Here is a 13628-nt window from a genome sequence, read left to right on the forward strand (position 1 = left end):
TATTAGCGCTTTTTAGAAGAGGTAATGTCAGAACTTTACAATCGTTTGTATAGGATATAGTATAGTCGCTATATATATTATGTTCATTGGCTTTTGATATGGTTAGTAAGCTCTTTATGCCTTCATTATCTCCTACGATGGAAAGCGGGAAATTAATTAGATGGTTAAAAAAAGAATCTGATAGCGTAGAATTAGGGGATGTCCTTTTTGAGATAGAAACTGATAAAACTGTAATGGAATTTGAAGCACCAGAAGATGGCGTTCTTGCTAAGATAATTGTTGATGATGATACATCAAATGTGCCTGTTAATTCTTTAGTCGGGGTTCTGTCAGTTGAAGGAGATACTGAAGAAGATATACAAAATGCAATCAATGAAGCCAAATCTTCATCTCCTGCTAAGATTGCTGAAAGTTCAGATGAGAGTACAAATGTTGAGGTGAAATCTGAAGTAGATTCGATAAAGAATGTTGGTCTTCCAGAAATATCTACAGGAGATAGAATTTTCATTACACCTGTAGCGCGAAATTTAGCAAACAGTAAGGGAGTAGATATTACAAAAATTAAACCAAAAAGAGCAGATGGTAGAATTGTAAAAAAAGATATAGAGGAATTCTCCCAATCTGGTGGTAGTGCTATAAGTCAAATGAAGAATATGCCAACTATGAGTGCTGGAAAATACACCAGAGTGGATATAACACCAATGCGAAAGGTCATTGGTGATAGGCTATTGCAATCAAAAGTTACAATACCGCATTTTTATTTAAAGACTACTTGTAACGTTGATAAGCTGAAAGCATTCCGAAAAGAAATAGTGGACGCTGGGATAGTAGATGTGAAAATTACAGTGAATGATTTTATAGTTAAAGCAGCAGCATTTGCAGTGCGAGATATCCCAGATGTTAACGTATCTTGGGCTGATGATCATATTAAATATTTTAATACAGTAGATGTCGCTGTAGCAGTTGCTATCGAAGGAGGGCTTATTACTCCTATTGTCAGTTCAGCAGATCAAAAACCTCTTAGTATTGTTTCAAAGGAAATTAAAGAACTGATAAAGCATGCGAAAGCCGGTACTTTGAGCGCTGAGCAATATCAAGGAGGGAGTTTAACTGTCTCTAATCTTGGAATGTATAATGTTGAAGAATTCTATGCAATTGTCAATCCTCCTCAATCTGTTATACTTTCTGTTGGCTCCATGATAAAAAAACCATTCGTGGATGATAGTGATAACATTAGTGTGGCTAATTTTATGACGTTTACTATATCTTGTGATCACCGTGTTGTGGATGGTGCTGTCGCTGCAGGGTTTTTAGATAGATTCAAATTCTATATTGAAAATCCACTGAATATCTTAGTTTAATAGATTTGAGATTATAATAGTCCTTCTAAAATTACTAAGATGTAAGGTAACGTTTTTTCTCAATATGTTGTGGAAATTTTATGAGATATTCCCAAAGAGAAGAGCAAAAATTTTGATTCTATAGTTAGATTATGATCATTACACTTGATAAAAAACTTGATGTGAACTCCGCAATTCTTAAGATTAAAATTCTATCTTATGCTTTGGAATTGGGAATCAATGCTCCTAAGTATGCTACTGAAGGAAGTGCGGGATTTGATGTGCAAGCGGCAATAACTGATAACTTAACCTTAAAATCAGGAGAAATAAAAATTGTGCCAACTGGAATTGCAGTTGAAATTTTACCAGGATATGAAATACAGGTCAGGCCGCGTTCTGGGATGGCTATTAAAAGTGGCGTGACAATCGTGAATAGTCCAGGAACAATTGATAGTGATTATCGAGGCGAAATAAAAGTTGGTTTGATAAATTTAGGGCATAGTGATTTTGAAATCACTAAAGGACAAAGAATAGCACAGCTTATTTTATCCCAATATACCAGAGCGATAATGAGTGTTTGCAAAGATCTTTCAGATACTGAAAGAGGAGATAAAGGATTCGGTTCTACTGGAACTCACTAAATTCTTACTGAACTTGTGAATCCCAGATTATATTTTGATTTATTTGATAATGAATTTTCTTCATTCAATAGCAGCTTGATTATTTTTCATTAACCGCTTTCTGTATAGAACTCGTCAAAGGTGATAACAAGTAGTCTAACAAGGTTCGTGAAGTATATTTAATAAATGCCACTACAGGAACTCCAGGATGCAAAGGTGCGATACGCTCCACATTAGCCTTTGCTTCTTTTGGTATCATAATATGAGCACTGTAATAAGGAGGGTTTCCATCAGAAGAAGGTTGAGCATTTGCTGAGACATAGGTAAGAATACCAGTTACCATTCCAAGTTTTCTCGAATTAAATGCTGTGAATCTAATTTTCACAGGGACTCCACTTATTTCACCTGCTTTGATATGCGCTTTTTTGTTACCAAGAGCTACCAGTATTTCTTCCATGTTTTGAGGAGAAATGTGAGCTTCTATCATCATATTGTCATCATTAGGTACTATTTCCATTACAGGTGATCCAGGAGGAATAACCCCACCTATATTGTTATACTCCAAACCAGATACTATACCGTCAGAAGGAGACTTTATTATGGCACTATCTATTGTGCATTGAGTTTTGCTTATTTGATTTGTCACATCTTGAATCTTTTTCAAAATATCTGTCAATTCAGAAGAAAGCTTATTTTTATCATTCATGATAAGTTGTTGTATTTCCAGTTCTTTTTCTTGTATTTGATTCTCTAATATTGTTAAAGAATTATCCAATTCCTTTAATTCTTGCTCTATATTTATTTTCTGAGATTCTGCTTTTTCAAATTCACTTGAACTTAAGAAACCTTGTTCTAGTAACGTTTTTTTACGATTGAATTGCTTTTGCATTAGCACTAAATTATTAGCGCTAGCCTTTCTTTTAATTTCTAGAGATTTAATCTTACTATTTAGTTGATTCACATGATTAAGCATTATCGCTTTTTGATTTGCAAGCCAATTTTTATGACTGTGAAAGGAAATTTTACGCGCAGCTAATACATCCGATGAAAGATCATTATTTGCTATAATATCGTATATTTCTTGTGTGAATTCTAAATCTTCATTATCAACATACTGTGCATTCAGAGCATCTTTTGTTGCTAATAAATATACTAGCGTTTCATTCAGATTTCTCAAATCAGTTTTATCGTGTGTTTTATATAATTCAATAAGAGGTTGATCTTTATTTACTTTTTCTCCATTCCTTACCATTATATCTTTTATTGTTCCTCCTTCTCTGTGTTGTACAACCTGCTTTCTAGATACAGGAATAATCACTCCCGGAGCCATAACATTACCATCTAATGGAGCAAAACTTGCCCAACTGCCAAAAATTCCAAAAAAAACAAATATTGCCATCAAACCAATGTATCTGGGTCTATGGAAATAATTTTTCAGCTCTATTAAATCTTTATTTGCAGATTTTTGCTGTATTGGTATTGTTAAATCACAAGAATTATTCATATTTACTTACTTATTTAATAAAAATCTACTTATAGTTAATTTCTTTAACACATTCTTTACTAAAAGTAATTATATCACAACTTTCAGTTATTTTTGTTTGAAAAACTAAATTTTTCTTTTCAATATTGTTAATGTATTTCATGTTGTTGACATCAGATAGTTTGAAGTTTATTTTCTGCTCTATCATAATGCATGCTTCTCCACATGACATATAATTCATTGTGAAACTACGTTCTTCTTTTTTATTATTACTTTTTAATTGCATTTTAATTGGAAATACAAAAGCATCGCTATATCCGTTACTATATATTGGATAATCGGCTTTATTATTCACATATTTTTCAGATTCAGACCAACATACAGAAAGTTTATTGATTCCTTTCAAATCTTTTATTATTACAGGACTTCCTATAGAACCAGGATCAAAAGATAACATTTTATCTTTTTTATCATGCATTTGGAATCTTATAAATCCTTCTAAAATATTATCTTTGCTAATTTTTGTTATAATCAGATTGATTGAAGCAGTAGGTGTGACAATTTCGTTACTTACCCATGCTTTATTAAAAGAATTAGGGGGCTGAGATTTTTCACTTATTTGTTCATTAGTTATACACGAAAAACCAATTGATAAAATCGGAATAAATAAAAGAGAAAATAAACGCATAAGACTACTTTAATTCTTCAATATATTTCATTATTTCTTGCACATGATTGCGCACTTTAACTTTTTCCCAGCTTTTGATAATTTCCATTTTATTAGAAATCAGAAAAGTTGATCTAACAATACCCATATATTTTTTTCCAAACATGGATTTTTCTTGTAATACTCCCAATTTTCTGCTGAGTTGTTTATCGTGATCCGATAAAAGCGGGAATTCTAAGTCATATTTATCTGCGAAAGTTCTGTGAGAACTTACACTATCTGGTGATATTCCAAATACTGCAACATTATTCTCCATAAAAAAATCTAGATTATCGTTGAAATCTTTTGCTTCTGTTGTGCAGCCTGGAGTATTATCTTTGGGATAAAAATACAGAATGATTAATGAATTCTTTTCTGCTGTATCGGCAAAATCCATGTTTTCGCCTTTCTGTGAAAGTAACTGAAAATTATCTATTGATCCTTTAGCTAACATAATATTCTTAAAAGCTTTTACCAAAAAGGAAATTTTAAGTGTCAAATGATACTTTGTCTACTTTTTAGGAAATCATTTATTTCTACTGAAGCTATACTATTTATAACTCTTGCTATTGGATAAAAGAATGTTAGAGTTATAAGTTGGGTAGTTCTGTGCTTTATGTATAGAACAGAAACAGTTAATAGCTTTAGTATTGACTTTTTTGATCATGAAAATAGGTTTTATAGGAGCAGGATCTTGGGGAACTGCTTTAGCTTTCAGTGTTGCAAAATCAGGGATAGATGTTTTAGTGTGGAGCAGAAATCCTGTTGTAGTAAAGGGAATTAATAATGAGAAGAAGAATTTAATTTGTTTTTCTGAGCATAAATTTGCTGATAATGTATCAGCAGTAAATTTGCTCAGTGATTTGAAAGATTGCCAAATAATTTTTCTTGCAGTTCCGGTTATGAGCATTAGGGATGTTTTGCTAAAACTGAAGGAGACGAAAATTAATAAAGATGTCTTGTTTATATCTTGTTCTAAAGGGATAGAGCAGGGTAGTTTTTATTTTGTATCGCAGATATTTAATTCAATTTTTAGTAATGACTTTGCTATACTTGCTGGTCCAAATCTTGCTTCAGAAGTAATTTGCTCTAGACCTTGGTTTACGACCATTGCGTTTGCAGATAATATTGATGATTCTAAGGTGCAGAATTATTGCAATATGCTGGATTATGCTTTTAAAGGAGATTCTGTTTATTTGGAATATTCGATAGGTACTCCATGCTTGGAAATATATGGTGCCATTAAGAATGTTGCTGCTCTTATAATGGGTTTTGCTAGGGGCTTAGAAGCTGGGGAAAATTTTGCTGCTGGTCTTTTTACTCTTCTTATTAAAGAATGTAAATTGTTTGCTAATTTTATATTAGGATCAGATTCAGAATCTGATTTGGATAATGTATTCCATTCTTATGGAGGAATGGGTGATATGGTGCTGACCTGTTATACCAGAAAATCCCGTAATATGAATTTTGGTTTTCAGTTTGCTCAGAATATTTCCGATACTAATATGAGTTATACATTAGTAGAGGGTTTATCTACTTTGCGATCTATAAATAAGTTTATCGAGGAAAAACAAATATCAGAAATGTTTCCTATTATTGAAGCAACAATAGGGGTCATTTTAAATGGGGAAGAAAAGAGTGAATTCATTTCAAAGGTTATGAATCCACAACAGATCAGAAGAATTATGAAAAAATATAAAAATTCTGAGAGCCGAATAAAGAATTAGCAGAAATAGAAATCTCATATTAAACAGTAAAAAAGATATGTTTGTTATGTATTCATATGTTAATGAATTGTTAGACTAAATTAGAAAGAGTGGAATGTATTATTTCATTAATTAAGAACTGGCAACTGAATCGGAATTTAGCGAATCAAAAATTAATCTACATTTTACTAATCGACGTTAGTATGTGGGCTCTTGCAGTTTTGTGGAGGCAAGCGGCATCGCTCCGCTGACCTTCTGCGTGCAAAACAGACGCTCTACTAACTGAGCTATGCCCCCATAAATTGCACAGTGTGATAATGTTATCACTATTTGAGTTATTGGTCAAATTATTCAGATTATTGTGTTTTTTATTTATGTATAACTTACTTGGTTATGATTTTTTGCTACATGTTCTACTTATAGTTTGTAGAATATCATCTTTTATACTTTTAATACCGATCAGTAATTATTTTTCTACAAAATCGAAGATTATATTTGCAACGATTTTCTCTTTTTGTGTAGCAGGTTATATAAATAGTTCAGAATTAATAAAAACAGAATTGATCTTATGTATTATATTAGAGTTGTTTAACGGATTAATCATAGGCAGTATAACCTATTTAGCTTTTAGCGCTATTATATTTTTTGGAGAAGTTCTTAGCTCTCAGGCAAATGTTACTAGCTTTATGGTGCTGAATAATATTCTTGATCCACAAAGTACGATTATGGTTAAATTTTTTAACTGGATTGTTGTGGCTATGTTCTTTGCTAGTAATACACATATCTTGTTTTTGAAGGTTATTATTCAAAGTTACGATATCATCCCCATAGCACAGACAAAAAATATGAATGATATGATGATGTTTTATTGTCATAACATGGATGACATATTTGCTTTTGGCCTTAAAATATCTGCTCCTATATGGCTTATATCGCTTATTTTTATGTTTGCTGTGGGGATTCTCAATAGATTGGTACCTCAGATTCAAGTGTTTTTTGTCAGTTTGCCTTTGCAAATTTACATTTTATTCATTGTTTTATATTTTTCTTTATTGAGTGTTATGACTTACTTTAGAGAATATTATCACAATATACTAGAACAAACTTTTCTTGTATGACACTAATAAATAGAAAATGAATATACGTGTAATTATTATTTTATTATTTGCTGTTTTTTTATTGAGCTCTTGTACTCAAGGAGTTACAAATGAAGAAGATAAAGGTTTGCCTAGTCCTTGTACGCATTATTTGTCAATTGAAGAGTAATATAAATAGCTCTATTCTTTCTTCTTAGCTGTGTTATAATCACCACATCTGTATTTTTATTTATTCGTTTATTTTATGAATTTGTATCTCTCTGATGGTGTATTGAGAATTAAAGGTGGAATGATTTCGTCACAGATATCGAATCGAGCACAACAATTAAAGGAGCAAGGAAGGGAAATTATATCATTAAATTTAGGAGAACCAGATTTTAATACAGAACAATCTATCTCTGATGCTGCAATAAATGCAGTGAATGATCATGATACGCATTATCCTCCAATGGATGGTAAAGTACAATTAAAAGATGCAGTGATAGCTAAAATGAAAAGAGATTCAAATTTGATTTACAGCCGTGATCAAGTTCTTATTTGCGGAGGAGCAAAGCAAGCTATATTTAATGTTTTCATGACAATCCTGAACAAAGATGATGAAGTTATACTCTTTAAACCTTACTGGTTCTCTTATGTTAGTATGCTTGAATTTATAGGCGCAAAACCAGTAATGGTTGATTGTAATGAAGATTTTTCAATAGATGCTGCCGATTTGCAAAGTAAGATTTCATCGAAAACAAAGATGATCGTTATTAATTCTCCTAGTAATCCTTCTGGCTATGTCTATGTAAAAAAAGACTTTGATGCGATATCTGATATAATGAGGAAAAATGAGCAAATCAGTGTTTTAACTGATGATATATATGAGTACATAGTATATGATGTTAAGTATTCCAATATATTAGATGAAAATAAAGATCTTCTTGATAGAGTCTACATAGTTAACGGTCTTTCAAAGGCTTATGCCATGACCGGATGGCGTGTTGGATATGTTGCATCCGGCAATGAAGAAGTAATGAAAAAAATGCGTCAATTTCATGTTAATTCGTCAGGAGCCGTATGTTCAATAGCACAAAGAGCAGCTATAGCCGCTCTTAATGAAATATCCTATGAACAATTAAATTTGCGTTGTGATATTTTCAGACAGAGAAGGGATATCGTGGTAAATTTACTGAATTCTATTGCTGGCTTGAAAGTGCATATTCCTCAGGGAGCATTCTACGTTTTACCTAGCTGTGCTGGTGTTATAGGAAAAAAGACACCAAAAGGCGAAGTTATAAGTAATGATTATGACTTTGTTATGTACCTTCTAGAGGAATATTATGTTGCGGTTACTCCTGCTGTTATATTTGGAATACCAAATCACTTTAGGATATCTTATGCCGCTTCAGAAGAGAATTTACGTATTGCCTGTAAACGCATAAAAGATGCTATATCAAATCTTTCATAGATTTTATAACTGCGTTATCGGTCTATTTTTAAGCTAAATTTAGCTATTTGTCTGTTAAAATTAGCTTTGATATTCGTTTAATTTTATATGTCTAATAAAGACGATAATTACAGTTCAAAAGAGAGAATTTATATTGCGTTGGCAGTGGAAGGGCGTGACCCTAGGGGTGCTAATGTTTCAGTTAATCTTTATATTGGTGAGCCTAAAGATGATGCTAGCCCAATAGCACATCAGGTCAGATATTATGCCAATAAAGGCATAAGCGTAGCACAGGATAAAATTAAGCTGATAGAAACAGTATTTGTAGCTTGTCAGGGTATGGATGGTAATGTAAAAGAAGAGGCGTTTAATTATGCTTTTAATGGCGCTACTAAATCAATTTCTGATACACGAATGCGTTCCAATGTTATTGGTAAAGGTATTGATAAAGGAATTGCAGGGTAAAATCCAATATATGTGATTTTCTTTAGATTACGATTTTTACAGTAAATGCTTAAAAAATCACCATTATACCGAATGAATACTTTGAAGGTTTAAAATAAATTCAAAGTATATATTAAAAAAATCCGTTACCTGTCGTTTTCTTTAGATTATAATGATGTTTCATATTGTCTCTTTATGAAATTTATAAAATGCAGTCTTCTTTTACATATGATTTCAATACAATAGAATCTACCTATTTTAAAAAGTGTAACTTTATTTTTGATGCCTCTGATACAAAGCCAAAATATTATGTATTATCAATGTTCCCTTACCCATCAGGGAAATTACATATGGGTCATGTTCGTAATTACACTATAGGTGATGTTATAGCTCGTTATAAAAGAGCCAAGGGTTATAATGTTTTGCATCCAATAGGGTGGGATGCCTTTGGTCTTCCAGCAGAAAATGCAGCCTTGGAAAGAAATTTATCTCCTAATAAATGGACTTATAGTAATGTTGAAACTATGAAAGATCAGCTTAAAAGGTTTGCTTTTTCATATAATTGGGATAAGGAGATAATAACTTGTGATCCATCATATTATAAACATGAACAAGAGATGTTTATTAAATTCTATGAGAGAGGAATAGCTTATAGAGCAAATGCCAAGGTTAATTGGGATCCTGTAGATAAAACAGTATTAGCAAATGAACAGGTTGTGAATGGCAAAGGTTGGAGATCAGGTGCAGAAGTTGAACAAAAGGATTTATCGCAGTGGTTTGTTCGTATTACAGATTATGCAGAAGATTTATTATCAGAACTTGATAGCCTAGGAGAATGGCCAGAAAGTGTTTTAAGTATGCAGCGCAAATGGATTGGTAAATCTGAAGGTGTTAACATAGATTTTAAAATATTGGATCATGAAGAAAAAATCACTATTTTTACAACCAGACCAGAAACAATATTTGGAGCAACTTTTTGTGCAATAAGTGTTGAACATCCAATTGTGTCCAAATTATTAGGGGATATTGATGTTAGTATCATTGAGAAAAATAATCAATTACAAGATTTAATAGGGATTAAAACAGGGTTGTTTGCTCAACATCCTTTTAAAGAGGATTTTAATATTCCTGTCTATATTGCAGATTATGTTCTCAATTATGGTTCTATGGCTGTATTTGGCTGTCCTGCTCATGATGATAGAGACTATAGATTTGCAACTAAATATGGATTAGAAGTTAAAAGTATAATTGAATCTGAAGATAAATTACCAAATATTACAATAGATGAGGAGATTATAGTTAATTCTGATTTTTTAGATGGTTTAATTTGTAAAGAAGCAAGAAATGTTTGTATACAAAAGCTACAAGATCTAGAGCTTGGAAAGCCAGTAACTAATTATAAATTAAAAGATTGGGGTGTTTCTAGACAAAGGTACTGGGGCTGTCCTATACCCATGATACATTGCACTAAGTGTGGAATTGTTCCTGTACCTATTGCTGATTTACCAATAACTCTTCCGGAAGACGATTTAATTTTTGGCCAGGGAAATCCTCTGGATGAGCATCCTGATTGGAAGCATACTACATGTCCTAAGTGTGGCGCTGATGCATTGCGTGATACAGATACTTTAGATACTTTTTTTGAATCTTCTTGGTATTTTTTGGCATTTTGTAGTCAAGATATAAAAAACATAGATTTTTCTAAAATCAGTGATTTAATGCCGGTTAATTACTACATTGGAGGAATAGAGCATGCTGTTATGCATTTGTTATATTCCAGATTTTTTGTACGTGCACTGAGTGATTGTGGATATTTCAATCTTAAAGAGCCTTTTCAAAAATTATTGACTCAAGGAATGGTATGTCATCCAACTTTTAAAGATGCAAATGATAAGTGGTTATATCCTTCAGAAGCTGCTAATTTAGATCGTACTAAATTTACCATAGGGCGCAGCGAAAAAATGAGTAAATCTAAGAAAAATATTGTTGATCCTGAAGATATCATAAAAAAATATGGTGTTGATGTAGTGCGTATTTTTATGATGTCTGATAATCCACCAGAAGGAAATATGAATTGGTCAGATAATGGATTAGAAGGTGTTTCACGTTTTATCAATCGTATTTATAGAATGGTTGGTGAATTTATTGAGAAAAATGGAATAGAGAAATGTTTTGATCTTACGATATCTGAAGGTAATAAAGAAGACATATATAATCTGGGGAAAATTTTGCAAGAATTGAATATTAATATGGAAAAATCTTTATTTAATAAATCTATAGCAAAGCTTTACGAGATATTTAATTATCTTGTTAAAATTGATGATGTGGAAGTAATCAGGCACTTTTTAAGAATTCTGATTCTTGTTTTAGAGCCCTTTGCACCTTCTCTGGCATATAAATTATGGTCTGATTTAACAGGAGAGGAATTTTTGTTGGTATCATGGCCAGAAACTTCTGAGTATACATCACTTTGTATTGAAGAAAGGGTCAATATTGCATTACAGATAAATGGCAAAGTGAGAAAAATTTTAAAGGTACAAGCTGATATTAAGGAAAAGGAAATTATAGATCTTGCAAAAAAAGAATTAGATAAATACATTACTGGGAAGAAAATAGTTAAAACTATTTTTATCCCTAGGAAAATATTAAATATTGTCCTATAAAAAGTTGCTCCCCAGAGTTAGATATAGGGGAAAGAAATTTTACGACTAGGATTTGTCGTATTGAGAACTCTAAGGAGCTATGCTAAGTATAGCATGTAATTTGTTTCATATAAATACTTTTATAGCAATATTTCTAATTATATATATATTATCATAATCGTATCAATGATAAATCATTATTTTTAAATAATGTGAAAAATATATAAAGATATTTATTGCGATTTTTGCTTTTATAGGTATCTATCTATGCGTTAGATGCGAATTTATTACGTAATACGTAATTATTAGTAGGGTTATATCTCTTTCTTTGGATAAATAAGTTATTTTTGTTGTTTGTCTTTGATATTTTAAGAATACACATATTAGATATTCTACATTTAATCCTTCCAGCTGTCTTATTGCATTGACATTAATTTATCCCTGTGCAATGAAAAAGACGTTAAAATTTAGCGCAGAATAACAGGATAAGCATTTTTAGCATATTGTTTGCTATTAAAAGAATATGAATAGAGTTATGTTCTTAAGATATTGTGTTATTTGCGCATGAAAAAAGCATCAGGCTTATTTTTTATTTCATAGATATCTTTTGCATTGTTTATCTTTAATGCATCAAAATTCCTTTGTTCTATATCCATAAAATTCAGTATAGAGTTTGCTGTTTCGGGAATAAAGATTTGCATAGCAATTATGATACACCTAATCATTTCCATTGCAGTATACAAGACCTTTTCTAATTTTTCTTGATCATTAGTCAATTTCCATGGTGCATTATCCTCTATATAGGCATTTGCTTTAGATGATAAATTTAGTATATCATCGAGCGTTTTATTGAAATTGAATTGTTCAATATTCTCTAAGGAACCTTTTATCTTGTAAAATTCACCTAAGAGGAGATTATTATCAAGGTTCTTTCTAACTGAACGATTCAGAGTTTTTGAATATATCATTGATGTAGTACGCTGTACTAAATTTCCAATATTATTTGCTAATTCTGAATTAAATCTATTTTTTAAATTTGATATACTAAAATCACCATCTTTGCCAACTGTTATTTCTCTAGCCAAAAAGTAACGAAAACAATCCAAACCAAAATTATCTATAATTTCAAAAGGATCAATGACATTTCCAAGGGATTTTGATATTTTTTGTCCTTCGTTTGTCCACCACCCTGTGACTAATAAGTTATCCATGATTTTTATATCACATGCCATTAATATTGCTGGCCAATAGACTGCATGAAACATCAAAATATCTTTTCCGATGATGTGAATCACCTTACTTTTATTCCACATTTCGTTGAATTTTCCTCTGGAATCTTCGGCGTATTGCGCTACTGTCAGATAATTTGTTAGAGCATCTATCCATACATATATAACGTGTTCGGGATCATTTGGGACAGATATTCCCCATTTAAAACTACTACGTGATATAGATAGATCTTTTAATCCCGATTTAATGAAAGATAAAACTTCATTCTTTCTACTATCGGGAAATATACAGTTAGGGTGCTTTTCATAATGTTCTATTAATCTATCTTGAAATGCAGATAGTTTAAAAAAATAATTTTCTTCTTCTATCCATTCAACATCTGCGCCAGTGGGTGCTTTGCCGTCTATTAAATCACTTTCGGTATAGAAAGCTTCATCTCTTACTGCATACCATCCTTTATAACTATCCTTATATATGTATCCAGATTCATATAATTTGTTCCATATTAGATTAACATTTTTTATATGTCTGGATTCGGTGGTTCTTATATAATCAGTGTTTTTGAGTTTCATTATCTTAGTTAGATCTTCAAAATACTTATTGATTTTATCAACGTACTCTTTTGGATTTATTCCCTGTTTTTTAGCTGATTTTTCTATTTTTTGGCCATGTTCATCTGTGCCGGTAGCAAAAAAAGCATCTTCCCCTTTTAGAAGATAATATCTTGTTAATATATCTGCTATTAAGTTTGAATAAGCGTGCCCTATATGAGGAACATCATTAACATAATAAATCGGTGTAGTTATATAGGCTGTCATATTTTTTAATTATTCAACTAAAAGCTATTAATTTTTCACTCTTTTTATAAGCACTGTTCAGTGTATCGAGATAAAGAATATCACTGAATTATAATGAAGTATTTAAATTTTAA

General features: G+C 31.4%; 11 protein-coding genes and 1 tRNA gene. 7 read left to right on the forward strand and 5 right to left on the reverse strand.

Translation table 11 applies throughout. The features are described 5' to 3' along the window. Window positions 1-98 precede the first annotated feature (98 nt). Window positions 99-1361, forward strand: a complete 1263-nt coding sequence (locus GUI12_00780) for a pyruvate dehydrogenase complex dihydrolipoamide acetyltransferase (GenBank protein UAT42696.1) — start codon at window positions 99-101, stop codon at window positions 1359-1361. A gap of 131 nt (window positions 1362-1492) precedes the next feature. Next, window positions 1493-1981 carry a dUTP diphosphatase gene (gene dut, locus GUI12_00785; protein UAT42697.1) on the forward strand — a complete coding sequence of 163 codons (489 nt, stop codon included), beginning with the start codon at window positions 1493-1495 and terminating at the stop codon, window positions 1979-1981. A 79-nt stretch (window positions 1982-2060) separates the two neighbouring features. Here dut and GUI12_00790 read toward each other — a convergent pair whose 3' ends face one another. The 3 genes from GUI12_00790 to GUI12_00800 are packed head-to-tail and all read right to left on the reverse strand — an operon-like array spanning window position 2061 to window position 4603. Then, complete coding sequence (locus GUI12_00790) at window positions 2061-3464, reverse strand: HlyD family type I secretion periplasmic adaptor subunit (protein UAT42698.1); 1404 nt, start codon at window positions 3462-3464, stop codon at window positions 2061-2063. A 25-nt stretch (window positions 3465-3489) separates the two neighbouring features. Beyond that, entirely contained in the window at window positions 3490-4131 is a 642-nt protein-coding gene (locus GUI12_00795; protein UAT42699.1) for a hypothetical protein, read from the reverse strand. 4 nt (window positions 4132-4135) lie between these two features. Next, window positions 4136-4603 carry a peroxiredoxin gene (locus tag GUI12_00800; GenBank protein ID UAT42700.1) on the reverse strand — a complete coding sequence of 156 codons (468 nt, stop codon included), beginning with the start codon at window positions 4601-4603 and terminating at the stop codon, window positions 4136-4138. A gap of 211 nt (window positions 4604-4814) precedes the next feature. On the opposite strand from GUI12_00800, the gene GUI12_00805 reads away from it, so the two are divergent. Next, window positions 4815-5876, forward strand: a complete 1062-nt coding sequence (locus GUI12_00805; GenBank protein ID UAT42701.1) for an NAD(P)-binding domain-containing protein — start codon at window positions 4815-4817, stop codon at window positions 5874-5876. A 203-nt stretch (window positions 5877-6079) separates the two neighbouring features. Here GUI12_00805 and GUI12_00810 read toward each other — a convergent pair. Then, window positions 6080-6152: transfer RNA gene (locus GUI12_00810), tRNA-Ala, on the reverse strand. Window positions 6153-6229: 77 nt separating this feature from the next. Between GUI12_00810 and GUI12_00815 the strand changes: the two genes are divergently transcribed. The 4 genes from GUI12_00815 to GUI12_00830 all read left to right on the forward strand — a co-directional run bounded on the left by GUI12_00815 (window position 6230) and on the right by GUI12_00830 (window position 11488). Further along, complete coding sequence (locus GUI12_00815) at window positions 6230-6973, forward strand: flagellar biosynthetic protein FliR (GenBank protein UAT42702.1); 744 nt, start codon at window positions 6230-6232, stop codon at window positions 6971-6973. 223 nt (window positions 6974-7196) lie between these two features. Continuing rightward, window positions 7197-8402, forward strand: a complete 1206-nt coding sequence (locus tag GUI12_00820; protein UAT42703.1) for a pyridoxal phosphate-dependent aminotransferase — start codon at window positions 7197-7199, stop codon at window positions 8400-8402. 87 nt (window positions 8403-8489) lie between these two features. Next, window positions 8490-8846, forward strand: coding sequence for a hypothetical protein (locus GUI12_00825; GenBank protein ID UAT42704.1), 357 nt, complete (start codon window positions 8490-8492; stop codon window positions 8844-8846). 188 nt (window positions 8847-9034) lie between these two features. Further along, window positions 9035-11488, forward strand: coding sequence for a leucine--tRNA ligase (locus GUI12_00830; protein ID UAT42705.1), 2454 nt, complete (start codon window positions 9035-9037; stop codon window positions 11486-11488). Between the two features lie 533 nt (window positions 11489-12021). Here the strand turns inward: GUI12_00830 and GUI12_00835 are convergent. After that, a complete protein-coding gene (locus GUI12_00835) occupies window positions 12022-13515 on the reverse strand; it encodes a methionine--tRNA ligase (protein UAT42706.1) in 1494 nt (497 codons plus the stop codon). Window positions 13516-13628 lie beyond the last annotated feature (113 nt).

Source organism: Anaplasmataceae bacterium AB001_6, assembly GCA_020002265.1.
Taxonomy (GTDB): Bacteria; Pseudomonadota; Alphaproteobacteria; order Rickettsiales; family Anaplasmataceae; genus AB001-6.

Coding starts and splice junctions, on each gene's coding strand:
- GUI12_00780 (UAT42696.1), top strand. CDS start 99: ATGGTTAGTAAGCTCTTTATGCCTTCATTATCTCCTACGATGGAAAGC.
- dut (UAT42697.1), top strand. CDS start 1,493: ATGATCATTACACTTGATAAAAAACTTGATGTGAACTCCGCAATTCTT.
- GUI12_00790 (UAT42698.1), bottom strand. CDS start 3,464: ATGAATAATTCTTGTGATTTAACAATACCAATACAGCAAAAATCTGCA.
- GUI12_00795 (UAT42699.1), bottom strand. CDS start 4,131: ATGCGTTTATTTTCTCTTTTATTTATTCCGATTTTATCAATTGGTTTT.
- GUI12_00800 (UAT42700.1), bottom strand. CDS start 4,603: ATGTTAGCTAAAGGATCAATAGATAATTTTCAGTTACTTTCACAGAAA.
- GUI12_00805 (UAT42701.1), top strand. CDS start 4,815: ATGAAAATAGGTTTTATAGGAGCAGGATCTTGGGGAACTGCTTTAGCT.
- GUI12_00815 (UAT42702.1), top strand. CDS start 6,230: ATGTATAACTTACTTGGTTATGATTTTTTGCTACATGTTCTACTTATA.
- GUI12_00820 (UAT42703.1), top strand. CDS start 7,197: ATGAATTTGTATCTCTCTGATGGTGTATTGAGAATTAAAGGTGGAATG.
- GUI12_00825 (UAT42704.1), top strand. CDS start 8,490: ATGTCTAATAAAGACGATAATTACAGTTCAAAAGAGAGAATTTATATT.
- GUI12_00830 (UAT42705.1), top strand. CDS start 9,035: ATGCAGTCTTCTTTTACATATGATTTCAATACAATAGAATCTACCTAT.
- GUI12_00835 (UAT42706.1), bottom strand. CDS start 13,515: ATGACAGCCTATATAACTACACCGATTTATTATGTTAATGATGTTCCT.